This window comes from Rhodopseudomonas sp. (assembly GCF_013377015.1).
Taxonomy (GTDB): Bacteria; Pseudomonadota; Alphaproteobacteria; order Rhizobiales; family Xanthobacteraceae; genus JARJEH01.
The window spans coordinates 1,483,478-1,498,381 of sequence record NZ_JACABA010000001.1 but is presented as its reverse complement, the minus strand read 5'-3'; the positions used below and the strand labels follow the sequence as shown (position 1 = coordinate 1,498,381).

Below are 14,904 nucleotides of genomic sequence, written 5' to 3'. Positions count from 1 at the left end.
AGACGCCGACCTGCGGTCGGCTCCTCAGGGTGAGGCTTGAGTTGTTACGCCGCTTCCGCGGCCAGCTTCTTGCCCTTTTCGACCGCCTCTTCGATGGTGCCGACCATGTAGAAGGCGGCCTCCGGGAGGTGGTCATACTTGCCGTCGCAGATCGCGCGGAAACCCTTGATGGTGTCGGCGAGCTCGACGAACTTGCCCGGCGAACCGGTGAAGATTTCGGCGACGAAGAACGGCTGCGACAGGAAGCGCTCGATCTTGCGGGCGCGGGCGACCGCGATCTTGTCGTCTTCCGACAATTCGTCCATGCCCAGAATGGCGATGATGTCCTGCAGCGACTTGTACTTCTGCAGCACCTGCTGGACCATACGGGCGGTGGTGTAATGCTCCTCGCCGACGATGTTCGCCGAGAGCATGCGCGAGGTGGAGTCGAGCGGATCGACCGCCGGGTAGATGCCCTTTTCGGAGATCGCGCGGTTGAGCACGGTCGTCGCGTCGAGATGGGCGAAGGAGGTGGCGGGCGCCGGATCGGTCAAGTCGTCGGCCGGGACGTAGATCGCCTGCACCGAGGTGATCGAACCCTTATGCGTGGTGGTGATGCGCTCCTGCAGCGCGCCCATGTCGGTGGCCAGCGTCGGCTGATAACCCACCGCCGAAGGAATACGACCCAGCAGCGCCGACACTTCCGAGCCGGCCTGGGTGAAGCGGAAGATGTTGTCGATGAAGAACAGCACGTCCTGGCCCTGGTCGCGGAAATGTTCTGCGACGGTGAGGCCGGACAGCGCGACGCGGGCGCGGGCGCCCGGGGGCTCGTTCATCTGGCCGTAGACCAGTGCGCACTTCGAGCCTTCGCCGCCGCCCTTCTTGTTGACGCCGGATTCGATGAACTCGTGATAAAGATCGTTGCCTTCGCGGGTGCGCTCGCCGACGCCGGCGAACACCGAATAGCCGCCGTGGGCCTTCGCGACGTTGTTGATCAGTTCCTGGATCAGCACGGTCTTGCCGACGCCGGCGCCGCCGAACAGGCCGATCTTGCCGCCCTTGGCGTAGGGCGCCAGCAGGTCGACGACCTTGATGCCGGTGACTAGAATTTCAGCCTCGGTGGCCTGGTCGGTATAGCTCGGGGCTTCGGCGTGGATCGGGCGCAGGCCCTCATTGGCCACCGGGCCCTGCTCGTCGACCGGCTCGCCGATCACATTCATGATGCGGCCGAGCGTGCCGACGCCGACCGGCACCATGATCGGGCTGCCGGTATCGACGACTTCCTGGCCGCGGACCAGACCCTCGGTGGTGTCCATCGCGATGGTGCGGACGGTCGACTCGCCGAGATGCTGCGCGACTTCGAGCACCAGGCGGTTGCCGCCGTTCTTGGTCTCGATCGCGTTCAGAATGGCGGGCAGATGTCCCTCGAACTGCACGTCGACGACGGCGCCGATGACCTGCGTGATGCGTCCGTTCTGGTTGGCGGGTGTAGCCATGAAAACTGTCTCCCTGAAGTCCGAAAATCAAACCACGGTCGGCTTCGACCGGTATGGTGTCCTGTTGTCGCTAGATCGCCTCGGCGCCGGAGATGATCTCGATCAGCTCCTTGGTGATCATCGCCTGCCGCGTGCGGTTGTAGATCAGGGTCTGCTTCCTGATCATGTCGCCGGCGTTGCGGGTGGCGTTGTCCATCGCGCTCATCTGCGCGCCGTAGAACGAGGCATTGTTCTCAAGCAGCGCGCGAAAAATCTGCACCGCGAGGTTGCGCGGCAGCAACCCGGCGAGGATCTCGTCCTCTTCAGGCTCGTATTCATAGGAGGTGGCGGGGCCGGCATTGGCGGCGGGCGCCTCGACCACCAGCGGAATGATCTGCTGCGCGGTCGGAATCTGCGAGATCACCGACTTGAACCGCGAATAAAACAGCGTGCAGACGTCGAATTCACCGGCGTTGAAGCGGGCGATCACCTTGGCGGCGATGTCTTCGGCGTTGACGAAGCCGAGCTGGCGCACTGAGCGCAGCTCGACATTCTCGATGATCTGCTTGTCGAAGTTGCGGCGCAGCTGCTCGTAGCCCTTGCGGCCGACGCAGAAGAACTTGACCTGCTTGCCCTGGTTCATCAACGCCAGCGCGCGTTCGCGGGCCAGCCGCACGATCGAGGAGTTGAAGGCGCCGGACAGGCCACGCTCACCGGTGCAGACCAGGAACAGATGCACCTGATCGCTGCCGGTGCCGGCCAGCAATACCGGGGCGCCGGGACCGGCCGCCGCGCTGGCGATGTTGGAAATCACCGCGTCCATCTTCTCGGCATAGGGCCGCGCTGCTTCCGCCGCCATCTGGGCGCGGCGCAGCTTCGACGCAGCCACCATCTGCATCGCCTTGGTGATCTTCTGCGTCGCCTTGGTCGAGGCGATGCGGACGCGCATGTCTTTAAGTGAAGCCATTCTCAGTCCACCCCGGCGATCCGGCGCATTGCCTGATCGCAAACTCCTCGTTCGTCATGCCCGGGCTCGTCCCGGGCATCCACGGCTCTGAATTTCCACGCGAAAACGTGGATGGCCGGGACAGGCCCGGCCATGACGGCAACTTATGCGAAGGTCTTGGCGTAACCTTCGACCACGGCCTTCAGCTTGCCGGCGGTATCGTCGGACAGGTCGCGGCTGGTGCGGATCGAGTCGAGAATGCCGACTTCCTTGCCGCGCAGCAGCGACAGCAGACCTTCTTCGAAGGCGCCGACCTTGCTGACCGGCAGGGCGTCGAGATAGCCGTTGACGCCGGCGTAGATCACCACGACCTGTTCTTCCATCTTCAGCGGCGAGAACTGCGGCTGCTTCAGGAGTTCGGTCAGGCGCGCACCGCGGTTGAGCAGGCGCTGGGTCGAGGCGTCGAGATCGGAGCCGAACTGCGCGAACGCCGCCATTTCGCGGTACTGCGCGAGCTCGCCCTTGATCTTGCCGGCGACCTTCTTCATCGCCTTGGTCTGCGCCGACGAACCGACACGCGACACCGACAGACCGACGTTCACCGCGGGACGGATGCCCTGGAAAAACAGGTCGGTTTCCAGGAAGATCTGGCCGTCGGTGATCGAGATGACGTTGGTCGGGATATAGGCCGAAACGTCGTTGGCCTGGGTTTCGATGATCGGCAACGCCGTCAGCGAACCATTGCCATGGTCGTCATTGAGCTTGGCGGCGCGTTCGAGCAGGCGGGAATGCAGGTAGAACACGTCGCCCGGATAGGCTTCGCGGCCCGGCGGGCGGCGCAGCAGCAGCGACATCTGGCGGTACGCGACGGCCTGCTTCGACAGATCGTCATAGATGATCACGGCATGCATGCCATTGTCGCGGAAGTATTCGCCCATGGTGCAGCCGGTGAACGGTGCGATATACTGCATCGGCGCCGGATCGGACGCGGTGGCCGCGACCACGATCGAGTATTCCAGCGCGCCCTGCTCTTCGAGCACCTTGACGAACTGGGCGACGGTGGAGCGCTTCTGGCCGATCGCGACATAAACGCAATACAGCTTCTGGCTTTCCGGCGCGCCCGCGACGTTGAGCGGCTTCTGGTTCAGAATGGTGTCGAGCGCGATCGCGGTCTTGCCGGTCTGACGGTCACCGATGATCAATTCGCGCTGGCCACGACCGACCGGGATCAGGGCGTCAATCGCCTTGAGACCGGTTGCCATCGGCTCGTTGACCGATTTGCGGGGAATGATGCCTGGCGCCTTGACGTCGACGCGCTTGCGTTCGGTGGCGACGATCGGGCCCTTGCCGTCGATCGGGTTGCCGAGCGCGTCGACGACGCGGCCGAGCAGACCCTTGCCGACCGGCGTATCGACGATCGAGCGGGTGCGCTTGACGGTCTGGCCTTCCTTGATCTCGCGGTCGGCGCCGAAGATCACGATACCGACGTTGTCGGTTTCGAGGTTCAGCGCCATGCCGCGGGTGCCGTTTTCGAACTCGACCATTTCGCCGGCCTGGACGTTGTCCAGCCCGTAGACGCGGGCAATGCCGTCGCCGACGGACAGCACCTGTCCGACCTCGGAAACTTCAGCCTCCTGGCCGAAATTCTTGATCTGGTCCTTGAGGATCGCGGAGATTTCCGCGGCGCGGATGTCCATATCAGCCTGCCTCTTTCATCGCGTGCTTGATCGAATTGAGTTTGGTACGGAGCGAACTGTCGACCATCCGGCTGCCGAGCTTGACGACAAGACCGCCAATGATCGCCGGATCGATGTTCACGTTGAGCGCGACATCCTTGCCGGTCACTGATTTCAGCGCCGCTTTGAGGGCATCGAGATTGGTGTCGCTGAGCTTCTCGGCGACGGTGACGTCAGCGGTGGCCTCGCCCTTGAATTTGGCGACCAGCGCGCGAAACGCCCGGATCACGTCGGCGACCACGAACAGCCGCCGGTTGGCGGTCAGAAGTTTGAGGAAATTGGCGCTGATGCCGCCGATCCCGGCCTTTTCCAGCACCGCGACCAGCGCTTTCGACTGCTCGCTGGCACCGAACACCGGGCTACGCACCAGTCTTTTCAGATCGGCACTGTCAGCCAGCATGGCGCTGAACTTGTCGAGGTCGGCCATGACCGCATCGACGGATTTTTCATCGCGGGCCAGTTCAAACAGGGCGGTCGCATAGCGACCCGATACGCCAGAAACCGATGGATCTTCAGCTGCCACAGACGCGCTCTTCTTGCTGTCAAATTCGCAAGGGAAAAACCGTCGCCAAGGTGCGGCGCTTGACGGTTCAAGTCCTTGGAATTCAAGCGGGACTTCGATTTCTGACCGGTACGATCGTAGCCGGCGACCTTAAAATCGCGGCTTTGCTAACATAGCGCGCGCGCAGGTGCAACACGGTGGCGTGCGCGACGACGCGATGTTGCAAGACGATGCCGCCATTGCCGATTCGCTTCGCGGAAAATTTGCCGACGTAACTTGGGTTCGCAGGTGCCGCCATGCTGGCCGGCCTGCGGTTCGGCGTCATGAGCCGCGCCGACTTCGGAAGACTTGGTGCCGACCGGAAGACTTGGTTCCGACTTGGATCAACTTGGCACTATTTGCCTGAGCAAGTCTTCAGGAAAATAAGACTCAAATCCATAGTATTTCTACGTATACGAATGGCGTACGTCGATCTGTCTAGCCACTAGAATCGTTAATTTTTGATTTATCGCACTGCATCACAAGATATTTCAGGACAGAAAGCAGCCAACTGAGCGCCAATTTGTCGCCTCATTACGCAGCGAAACGGTCCGTTAGCGAAAACGGGACGGGGGTTCCACTTGCCACATGAACGGCAATACTATTCTAAGGATTTATATATGCTGCAAACCAAGACATCGACGCCGAGAATTCAATCCCGACCGCGTACCGCGGTTGCGTTGATTGCCGCGACTTTTTTGCTCAGCGGGGCTGTGACCGAAGCGTCGGCGAAATCGCACCGGGGCCATCACCACCGTCATCACGCCCACCACGATTGGAAGAATGCCAATGCCTCGGTCGGCGGCGGTTCGTCGCGCAGCTTCTCCGGGATGGCGTCGTATTATGGCAACGAGTCCGGCAGCCGCACCGCGTCGGGTCAGCGCTTCAACCAGAGCGCCATGACGGCGGCGCACCGCAGCTTGCCGTTCGGCACTCAGCTCAAGGTCACCCATGGCGGCCGCAGCGTGGTCGTCACCGTCAATGATCGCGGCCCGTTCGTTCGCGGCCGTGTGCTCGATCTGTCGACCGGCGCCGCGCGCGCGATCGGCCTCACCAGCCGCGGCGTCGGCATGGTGGTCGCGGAAGTGATGTAACCGCGCGAAGCGGGTTACATACTTCAATCAGTCAACCACATCGTTGCGTTGAGTTCGGCCGCGAGATCTCGCGTGCCATATCGAAGCCTGCCGTCGCCAATGACGGCAGGCTTCGTTGTTTGTGCGGCTTTGGCGGCGCGCTCTCCGCCTCATCCTGAGAGCCTGGCCGGGAAATTCGGAGAGCCAGATCAGGCATTTCATCCAAGACACGGAGAGGAATCGGCTCCCGACCATGGCCGACACGTGATAAACTGTTGAAGTGAACTACAAAAAGCTCTGCGGATCGACATCGACTTCGAGCTTCAGGTTTCCCCTGGTCTTTGGACCGGCCGCGAGCCATTGCCGCAAGTAATTCGACAGATCGACATTCCGCGGCGACTTCAGCAATATCCGGAACCGGTAGCGGCCCTTGATCACCGCGAGCGGCGCCTCTGCCGGACCCAGCACCTTGATTCGCTCGTCGAGCGGCGCGATCGCCGCGAGTTGCCGGGCATAACCCTCCGCAGTGGGGCGGTCGCCGGCGGACACGATCAGACTCGCCAGCCGCCCGAACGGCGGGTAGCCGGTGCGCTCGCGCGCATCGATCTCGCTGGCATAGAACGCCTCACGATCGCAGGCGACCAGCGCCTTCATCACCGGATGTTCCGGCTGATGGGTTTGCAGGTAACCGACGCCGCGGCCCTGGTCGCGGCCGGCGCGACCGATCACCTGGTTCAGCAATTGGTAGGTGCGTTCGGCGGCGCGCGGATCGCCATTGCCGAGTCCGAGATCGGCGTCGATCACGCCGACCAGATTGAGCCGGGGAAAATTATGGCCCTTGGCTACCAGCTGGGTGCCGATGATGATGTCGACCCGGCCTTCGGCGATTTCGTTGAGCTCGCTGCGCATGGTCTCGATCGAGGTGATCAGGTCGCTCGACAGCACCATGGTGCGGGCATTGGGAAACAGCGCCGCTGCTTCTTCCTGCAATCGCTCGACGCCGGGGCCGACCGCGACCAGCGATTCCTCCGCGCTGCAATGCGGGCAGATCCGCGGCCGCGGCATCGAGAAGCCGCAGTGGTGGCACACCAGTCGCTGCCGAAACCGGTGATCGACCAGCCAGGCGTCGCAGATCGTGCAGGCGAAGCGACGGCCGCAGGCCCGGCATAGCGTCAGCGGCGCATAGCCGCGGCGATTGAGAAATAGCAGCGCCTGTTCGCGGCGCTCGATCGCGATGCCGATCTGTTCGGCCAGCAGCGGCGAAACGAAGCGGCCGCGCGGCGGGGCGAAGCGGCGCAGGTCGATGGCTTCGATATGCGGCATGTGCTGTCCGCCGAATCGGGCCGGCAGCACGATGCGCTGATAACGACCCTTGCGGGCGTTGACCTCGGTCTCCACCGACGGCGTCGCCGACGACAGTACGATCGGGATCTTGGCGATCGAGGCGCGAACTACCGCCATGTCACGGGCGTGATAGTGCACGCCTTCGTCCTGCTTGTAGGCCTGGTCATGCTCCTCATCGACGATGATCAAGCCGAGATTCGCGTAAGGCAGGAACAGCGACGAGCGCGCGCCGACCACGATTGGCGCGCTGCCTTCGGCGATCGCCGCCCAGTTGCGGGCGCGGGTGCGCGGCGTGAGCTCGGAATGCCATTCCAGCGGCCGGACCCCGAAGCGCAGCGCAAAGCGATCGAGAAACTGTCCGGTCAGGGCGATTTCCGGCATCAGGATCAGGGTCTGCTGGCCGCGGCGGATGATCTCGGCCACCGCCTCGAAATACACTTCAGTCTTGCCGGAGCCGGTGACGCCGTCGAGCAGGGCGACCTGAAAGCCGCCCGCCGCCGCCAGCGCGGTCATCGCCTCCGCCGCGACTTTCTGGTCCGGCGAAAAATCCGGAGCGCAGAATTCCGGGTCCGGCGCCGGCGCCGCCAGCGCGCGCGGCATCGGCTCGACCGCCAGCGTGCCCTCGTCGACCAGCCCGTCAATTACCCCGGCGCTGCAACCGGCCTCCTTGGCCACGTCGGATTTGCCGTGCAGCAACCGGTCCGACAGGATTTCGATCAGGCGGCTCCGCGCCGGAGTCATGCGGCGCGGCTTTTCGCCGACCAGCCGCACCCCCATCCGCACCCGTTCGGGGCCAAGATGCTCGCCCATCCGCAGTGTCATGCGCAGCACCATGCCCCGCGCCGACAAGGTGTAATTGGCGACCCAGTCGACCAGGCTGCGCAATTCGTTCCGCAGCGGCGGCACGTCGAGCTTTTCGCCGACCTCCTTGAGGCGATTGTGCAGGCGCGGATCGGGGTTGGGGTTGTCCGCCCACACCACGCCGATCACCTCGCGCGCTCCGAGTGGTACGCTGACCACGTCGCCGGGCTTCAGCTCGGTTCCGCGTGGCACCCGGTAGGAATAGGCGTGGTCGAGCGCGACCGGCAGCAGCACATCGACCACGCGGGTGGTCAATGGCGGGCCACTGCGCGAGAAATTGTCCATCGGGGAATCGGGCTCGCGGGGATGATTCATCAAAGCGAAAGGAAATCTGATAATATCACCTATACGCGCATCGCGCGCTCGAGCAGCCCATGATCCCGTCAAAGGCCAAACCGACCAGCGTCATCGCGCCGATTGAACTCGATTGCGCCGGCGCCGATATCGCCGCAGAAATGACCCGCTGGCTGGCGCATCTGCGCGCCGAACGCCGGCTGTCGCCGAAGACGCTGGAAGCCTACAGCCGCGACGTCCGCCAGTTCCTGATCTTTCTTAGCCAGCATTGGGGCGAGCGGGTGTCGCTGCGGCGATTTGCCGAGTTGGAAGCCAGCGACGTCCGCGGCTTCATGGCGGCGCGGCGGGCCGACGAGATCGGCGGCCGCTCGCTGATGCGGGCACTGGCCGGGATGCGCTCGTTCGGGCGATTTCTCGAACGTGAAGGCAACGGTCGGGTCGGGGCGCTGTCAGCGATTCGCGCGCCGAAAGTCGGTAAGAGCCTTCCGAAACCGATCCAGATCGTTGGCGCCAAACGCCTGGCCGACGCCGACGAGCGCGCCGGGGAAAATCGCGAGCCTTGGATTTGGGCGCGCGACGCCGCGGTGATGGGGCTGTTGTACGGCTCCGGGCTGCGAATCTCCGAAGCGCTGGGCCTGAAGCGCCGCGACGTGCCGGCGCCCGGCGCCGGCGACACCTTGATCGTGCTTGGCAAGGGCAACAAGACCCGAATGGTGCCGGTGCTGCACAACGTGCTGGCATTGATTGCCGAATACGCGGCGGTCTGTCCGCATCCGCTGCCGCCGGAAGGGCCGATGTTCGTCGGCGCCCGCGGCGGTCCGCTCAGTCCGCGAATCATTCAGCTCACCATGGAGCGGCTGCGCGGGGCGTTGGGCCTGCCCGATTCAGCCACGCCGCACGCCTTGCGCCACTCATTCGCAACCCACCTTCTAAGCCGCGGCGGCGATCTGCGCGCGATCCAGGAGCTGCTCGGCCACGCCTCGCTGTCGACCACGCAGATCTATACTGGGATCGACACCGAACGGCTGTTCGAGGTCTACAAGACCGCGCACCCCCGGGCGTAGCCACACCGTCATCCACAGCCGCGTCGGCGGACTTGACCCGGCCATCCATCCCGCTGACAAGTTCCGATGCTAGTAAGCGCGGCCAGGGGCGACCCGGGCATGACCGTTTTGTTACAAAGGGAGCACGAGATGAGCGCGCACGAGAGTATGGAGCACGCCGAGCATGCGGAACACGCATCGGGCTCGAACAAGAAGATCGCGCTGCTGATCGCGGTGATCGCGCTGTTCCTGGCGCTGTCGGAAACACTCGGCAAGGGCGCGCAGACCGAATCGATTTCGAAGAACGTCGAGGCCTCGAACCTGTGGGCGTTCTTTCAGGCCAAGAGCATCCGCCGCACCGTGGTGCAGGCGACCTCCGATCAGGCCAAGCTGAGCCTTGGCGTGATGGGCGATGATGCTGCCAAGGCCGCGCTGGCGAAGCAGATTGATGAATGGGCCAAGACCGCGGCGCGCTACCGCTCTGAGCCGGAGACCGGAGAGGGCTCCGAGCAGCTCGCCGAGCGCGCCAAGCACGCTGAGCACGATCGCGATCTGGCGATGGCGCGGTACCATCATTACGAAGTGGCTTCAGCCGCGTTCCAGATCGGCATTGTGCTGGCATCGGCGACCATCATTACCGGGATGATTGCGCTGGCCTGGATTTCCGGCCTGCTGGCGGTCACCGGGCTGGCGTTCACCGCGATCGGGCTGTTTGCGCCGCACGCCGTGCATCTGATGTAACGGACGAAAGGTTACCGCGACTGCTGCACGCGCTTACGGAAGCGTTGCATCAGTCGCAGCGTTCGCGCCCCCCAGCCGCCACCTTTGCGGCCGAGCGCTTCCCGCATCCGGATTCTGATGGCCGCCATGATCGGCGCGACATAGGCGTGCGCTTTGGCGCGCAGCTCGATCACCCAGCGGTACATTGCGGCGAACCAGCGCATCTGCAGCAGTTTCGGCTTGGTCAGATCGAAGATGAAGGCGGCAATGCCGAGCCCGACCACTTGCGCAAAGGCGAAGATCGCGAGCCCGGCGATCCAGTGCTGCTGCGCGATCAGCGCTAGCGCGAACAGTTTCAGCGGATAGAGCGGCGCCACCGGGACCAGGAACACCACCAGCGTCGCCGCCGGCGACAGGCTTTCGATCCGCCGCTCCAGCCAGAGCTTGAATTCGCGGAGCGGGATCAGCGCGACGATGCGCTCGACCACCGGCTCGAGGTGGTCCCAGAACCAGGCCTCGATCAGGAACGCGACGGCGAGTAGAAACCACAGCGGCTGGAGCAGGCGTCGCATCATCGGCCTCGTCCGGATCCGGACGAAGCCGGGGCTGCATTACATATGGATCGCGCGCTTGCCGACCGCAAGCGCGGCTTCCTTGACCGCCTCGGACCGGGTCGGATGGGCGTGGCAGGTGCGCGCCAAGTCTTCCGCGGAGCCGCCGAATTCCATCAGCACCGCGGCCTCATGGATCATCTCGCCAGCCTCGCGGCCGACGATATGCACGCCAAGCACGCGGTCGGTCTTGGCGTCGGCGAGAATCTTCACAAAGCCGTCGGTGGTCTGGTTGACCTTGGAGCGGCCATTGGCGGTGAACGGAAACTTGCCGACGGTGTAGGCCACGCCTGCCTCTTTCAGTTCCTCTTCGGTCTTTCCGACCGAGGAGACTTCCGGCGTGGTGTAGACCACGCCGGGGATGACGTCGTAGTTCACGTGCCCGGCCTTGCCGGCGAGGATCTCCGCGACCGCGACGCCCTCGTCCTCGGCCTTGTGCGCCAGCATCGGGCCGCGCACGACGTCGCCGATCGCGTAGATGCCCTTCACGCTGGAGGCGAAATGACCGTCGATCTTGATCCGGCCGCGCTCGTCGAGCGCGACGCCGGCTTCGGTCAGGCCAAGGCCGCTGGTGTAGGGGACGCGCCCGATTGCGACCAGTACCACGTCGGCCTCCAGCGCTTCCGGATTGCCGCCAGCGGCGGCCTCGACCTGGACCTTCAGTTTTGCCGCTGAGCTGTCGATGCTGGTGACCTTGGCGCCGAGCTTGAAGACAAAACCCTGCTTCTCCAGGATGCGCTGGAATTGCTTGACCACCTCGCCGTCCATGCCGGGCAGGATGCGGTCGAGAAATTCCACCACGGTAACCTGGGCGCCGAGCCGTCGCCACACCGAACCGAGCTCGAGCCCGATCACGCCGGCGCCGACCACGATCAGTTTCTCCGGCACCTTGTCCAGCGACAACGCGCCGGTCGACGACACGATCCGCTTCTCGTCGATTTCGATGCCCTTCAGTCGCGCGACGTCCGAGCCGGTGGCGATCACGATGTTCTTGGCCTCGACGGTCTGGGACTTGCCGTCGGCGCCTGCGACCTCGACCTTGCCGGCGCCGAGCAGCTTGCCCTTGCCGTGGATCACGTCGATCTTGTTCTTCTTCATCAGGAACTCGACGCCCTTGGTGTTGCCGTCGATGCCCTGCTGCTTGAAGGCCATCATCGCCGGTAGGTCGAGCTTCGGTGCCGCCACCGTGATTCCCATCTTGGCGAAGGAGTGCCCGGCTTCTTCGAACATTTCCGACGCATAGAGCAGCGCCTTCGAGGGCATGCAGCCGATGTTGAGGCAAGTACCGCCGAGCGTCGGCTGCTTCTCCACCACCGCGACCTTGAGGCCGAGTTGCGCCGCGCGGATCGCGCAGACATAGCCGCCGGGGCCGGTGCCGATGATAACGAGATCGTAGGAGGGCATGTCAGGACTTCTTTATGGTTTGAATGTCTTCCGAAAGCGCGCGAAAGCTGGATTTGATCAGTTCGACTTGCTGATCGAACCGGTCACCGACCGATTCACGAAAGGCGTCGAGCTGTCCTTCCATGCGGCTCAGCGCGGCGCTGAGCGCCACCACATCGCTGTTGACCTTGACGTTGTCGGCACGCATCTGCGCCATCTCAGTCTTGACCAGCCTGACGTCGCCCTGCAGGCGCTTGATCTGTTCGCCCAGAAATCTCAGATCGATTTCGTCGGCCATGTCCGCTCCCCAATGACGGTAATCGCAATGGCCAACAGCATATCACCCTAACGCCCGCCCGAAACGTCGAGAATCGCCGAGGTGACGTAGCTCGCCTCGTCGGACAGCAGCCAGACAATGGCGTTGGCGATTTCGTCGGCGGTGCCGACGCGCTTCATCGGCACCATGTGGCTGAGTCGGTGGGCGCGATCCGGCTCGCCGCCCGAGGCGTGGATTTCGGTGTCGATCAGTCCGGGGCGGATCGCCGCGACCCGGATGCCTTCGCCGGCGACCTCGTGGCCCAGACCGACAGTGAAGGAATCGATCGCGCCTTTCGAGGCGGCGTAGTCGACATAGGTGTTGGGCGAGCCGAGCTTGGCGGCAACCGACGACAGGTTGATGATGACGCCGCCGTTGCCGCCGTGCCGGGTCGACATCCGCTTCACCGCCTCGCGGGCGCACAGAATGCTGCCGGTGACGTTGACCGCCATCATGCGCTGGATTCGCTCGGCCGACATCTCGTCGACCCGCGAGGTCGGGCCGACGATCCCGGCATTGTTGACCAGCGCGCCGAGCGTGCCGAACGCGTCCGCCGCCTTGAACAGGGCAATGATGTCATCCTCGCTGCCGACATCGCATTTCACTGCTATCGCCTTGCCGTTGCTGGCCTCGATCTTGGCGACCACTTCTCCTGCCGCGGCGGCATTGCTGGCATAGCCGACGACGACCCGGAAACCGCGGCCCGCGGCGGCGATCGCGGTCGCCCGGCCGATGCCGCGACTTCCGCCGGTGACGATGACAACGCGGTCGGTCAAGGAATGCATCCCTCCATCCAGGTCTAGCTCAGAAGCCGCACCAGCATCGCGATCAGTGCCAGCAGCGACACGAACCACACGAACGTGCGCGCGAACGGAAAATGAATCAGGTAGGCCGGCACATAGAGAATCCGCGCCACCAGCCAGATCTCGGCGCCGAGCGCGCCCCAGCCACCGGTGCGACCGGTGACGGCGAGCGCCAGTGCCAGCGCCACGAACACCGGATAGGTTTCCAGCAGATTGCGAAACGCGCGCCCGGCGCGTCCGGCGAATCGCCCGCGCGCCGCCTTGCCCTCGTCGCGCGGGCCGGCCTGATACAGACCGCCGAGCTCCTTGGTGACAGGCACCGAGGCCAGGAACATCTGTGCGATCAGCAGCACCACGCTCCAGCCCAGCACGGTGATTTCAGTCGGCAGTGGCTGCATCGCGCTCCCCCCAGCAGCACCGGCGGCCGCGCCGCCGAACATCAACGGCCAGCATCAAGCCGGCGTCATAGGTCCAGTACCAGCCGCGCCGGGTCTTCCAGGCTTTCCTTGACGCGGACCAGGAAGGTCACCGCTTCCTTGCCGTCGATCACGCGGTGGTCGTAGCTCAGCGCCAGATACATCATCGGTCGGATCTCGACCTTGCCGGCGATCGCCACGGGACGTTCCTGGATCTTGTGCATGCCGAGGATCGCCGATTGCGGCGCGTTCAGGATCGGGGTCGACATCAGCGAGCCGTAGATCCCGCCATTGGTGATGGTGAACGTGCCGCCCTGCATCTCGTCGATCTTGAGCTGGCCGTCGCGGGCGCGGCGGCCGAAATCGGCGATGCTCTTCTCGATCTCGGCGATCGACTTCTGATCGCAGTCGCGCACCACCGGCACCACCAGGCCCTTGTCGGTGCCGACGGCGACGCCGACGTGGTAGTAGTTCTTGTAGATCAGGTCAGTGCCGTCGATCTCGGCATTGGCAGCCGGGATGTCCTTCAGCGCCTGTACGCAGGCCTTGGTGAAGAAGCCCATGAAGCCGAGCTTGGCGCCGTGCTTCTTCTCGAACACGTCCTTGTATTGCGTTCGCATCGCCATGATGTGGCTCATGTCGACCTCGTTGAAGGTCGTCAGCATCGCAGCGGTGTTCTGAACTTCCTTGAGCCGGCGCGCGATAGTCTGGCGCAGCCGGGTCATCTTGACGCGCTCTTCGCGCGCGGCGTCGTCGGCCGGCGAGGGTGCGCGGACCTGCACCGCGGCGGCGGGCTGGTTCACCGGGGTCGGGGCCGAGGCGGCCTTTTCGATCGCCGCCAGCATGTCGCCCTTGGTGACACGGCCGTCCTTGCCGGAGCCCGGCACGGTGGCGGCGTCGATCCCGCTTTCCGCGGAAATCCGTCGCACCGACGGCGCTTGCGGCGTATCGGCCGGTGCAGCTTTCGCAGTGGGCGCCGACGGCGCCGCGGCGGGGGGCGCGGCAGCGGGAGCAGCAGCCGGCGCGGCGGCCTTGCTGGGGGCGGCGGCGACCTTGCCGGCGACGCCGTCCGAGATCTGCCCGAGCAGCGCGCCGACCGCGACGGTTTCGCCGTCCTTGGCTATGATCTCGCCGAGCGTGCCGGCGGAGGGCGCCGGCACTTCGATGGTGACCTTGTCGGTCTCCAGTTCGACCAACGGCTCGTCGACCGCGACGGCATCGCCGGCCTTCTTGAACCAGCGGCCGATGGTGGCTTCGGTCACTGACTCGCCGAGCGTTGGAACGCGAATTTCAGTCATTGCTTCTTCCCTCTTGCGGCGTCGCCGGCCTTGCCGGCGATCCGCGTCTGATCGCTTTTTCGAAC

The 14,904-nt window shown here is 64.4% G+C and carries 14 protein-coding genes; 3 read left to right on the top strand and 11 right to left on the bottom strand.

Annotated features, from left to right (window positions below; translation table 11 throughout):
* Positions 1 to 44 precede the first annotated feature (44 nt).
* The 4 genes from atpD to HXX15_RS07130 all read right to left on the bottom strand — a co-directional run bounded on the left by atpD (position 45) and on the right by HXX15_RS07130 (position 4,659).
* A complete protein-coding gene (gene atpD, locus HXX15_RS07145; protein ID WP_296514186.1) occupies positions 45 to 1,475 on the bottom strand; it encodes a F0F1 ATP synthase subunit beta in 1,431 nt (476 codons plus the stop codon).
* 70 nt (positions 1,476 to 1,545) lie between these two features.
* Entirely contained in the window at positions 1,546 to 2,421 is an 876-nt protein-coding gene (locus tag HXX15_RS07140; protein WP_296514183.1) for a F0F1 ATP synthase subunit gamma, read from the bottom strand.
* A 143-nt stretch (positions 2,422 to 2,564) separates the two neighbouring features.
* Complete coding sequence (atpA, locus tag HXX15_RS07135) at positions 2,565 to 4,097, bottom strand: F0F1 ATP synthase subunit alpha (protein WP_296514180.1); 1,533 nt, start codon at positions 4,095 to 4,097, stop codon at positions 2,565 to 2,567.
* A 1-nt stretch (position 4,098) separates the two neighbouring features.
* Positions 4,099 to 4,659 carry a F0F1 ATP synthase subunit delta gene (locus HXX15_RS07130; protein WP_296514177.1) on the bottom strand — a complete coding sequence of 187 codons (561 nt, stop codon included), beginning with the start codon at positions 4,657 to 4,659 and terminating at the stop codon, positions 4,099 to 4,101.
* A 638-nt stretch (positions 4,660 to 5,297) separates the two neighbouring features.
* Here HXX15_RS07130 and HXX15_RS07125 point away from each other — a divergent pair.
* A complete protein-coding gene (locus HXX15_RS07125) occupies positions 5,298 to 5,771 on the top strand; it encodes a septal ring lytic transglycosylase RlpA family protein (RefSeq protein WP_296514174.1) in 474 nt (157 codons plus the stop codon).
* A 264-nt stretch (positions 5,772 to 6,035) separates the two neighbouring features.
* On the opposite strand, the gene HXX15_RS07120 is transcribed toward HXX15_RS07125, so the two are convergent.
* Positions 6,036 to 8,240 (bottom strand): primosomal protein N', encoded by a 2,205-nt coding sequence (locus tag HXX15_RS07120; protein WP_296514172.1) that lies wholly within the window; start codon positions 8,238 to 8,240, stop codon positions 6,036 to 6,038.
* 89 nt (positions 8,241 to 8,329) lie between these two features.
* Here HXX15_RS07120 and HXX15_RS07115 point away from each other — a divergent pair, with 89 nt between their 5' ends.
* Together HXX15_RS07115 and HXX15_RS07110 are read left to right on the top strand one after the other, a co-directional pair.
* Positions 8,330 to 9,313, top strand: a complete 984-nt coding sequence (locus HXX15_RS07115; protein WP_296514169.1) for a tyrosine recombinase XerC — start codon at positions 8,330 to 8,332, stop codon at positions 9,311 to 9,313.
* Positions 9,314 to 9,442: 129 nt separating this feature from the next.
* Positions 9,443 to 10,033, top strand: coding sequence for a DUF4337 domain-containing protein (locus tag HXX15_RS07110; protein ID WP_296514166.1), 591 nt, complete (start codon positions 9,443 to 9,445; stop codon positions 10,031 to 10,033).
* 11 nt (positions 10,034 to 10,044) lie between these two features.
* Here HXX15_RS07110 and HXX15_RS07105 read toward each other — a convergent pair whose 3' ends face one another.
* The 6 genes from HXX15_RS07105 to odhB all read right to left on the bottom strand — a co-directional run bounded on the left by HXX15_RS07105 (position 10,045) and on the right by odhB (position 14,839).
* Complete coding sequence (locus tag HXX15_RS07105; RefSeq protein ID WP_296514163.1) at positions 10,045 to 10,587, bottom strand: hypothetical protein; 543 nt, start codon at positions 10,585 to 10,587, stop codon at positions 10,045 to 10,047.
* A 36-nt stretch (positions 10,588 to 10,623) separates the two neighbouring features.
* A complete protein-coding gene (lpdA, locus tag HXX15_RS07100) occupies positions 10,624 to 12,027 on the bottom strand; it encodes a dihydrolipoyl dehydrogenase (protein ID WP_296514161.1) in 1,404 nt (467 codons plus the stop codon).
* A 1-nt stretch (position 12,028) separates the two neighbouring features.
* Positions 12,029 to 12,304, bottom strand: coding sequence for a hypothetical protein (locus HXX15_RS07095; RefSeq protein ID WP_296514158.1), 276 nt, complete (start codon positions 12,302 to 12,304; stop codon positions 12,029 to 12,031).
* A 47-nt stretch (positions 12,305 to 12,351) separates the two neighbouring features.
* Positions 12,352 to 13,098: an SDR family oxidoreductase gene (locus tag HXX15_RS07090; RefSeq protein WP_296514154.1), complete on the bottom strand. Its 747-nt coding sequence runs from the start codon at positions 13,096 to 13,098 to the stop codon at positions 12,352 to 12,354.
* 23 nt (positions 13,099 to 13,121) lie between these two features.
* Positions 13,122 to 13,523 (bottom strand): MAPEG family protein, encoded by a 402-nt coding sequence (locus HXX15_RS07085; protein WP_296514151.1) that lies wholly within the window; start codon positions 13,521 to 13,523, stop codon positions 13,122 to 13,124.
* Between the two features lie 65 nt (positions 13,524 to 13,588).
* Complete coding sequence (odhB, locus tag HXX15_RS07080) at positions 13,589 to 14,839, bottom strand: 2-oxoglutarate dehydrogenase complex dihydrolipoyllysine-residue succinyltransferase (protein ID WP_296514148.1); 1,251 nt, start codon at positions 14,837 to 14,839, stop codon at positions 13,589 to 13,591.
* Between the last annotated feature and the right edge of the window lie 65 nt (positions 14,840 to 14,904).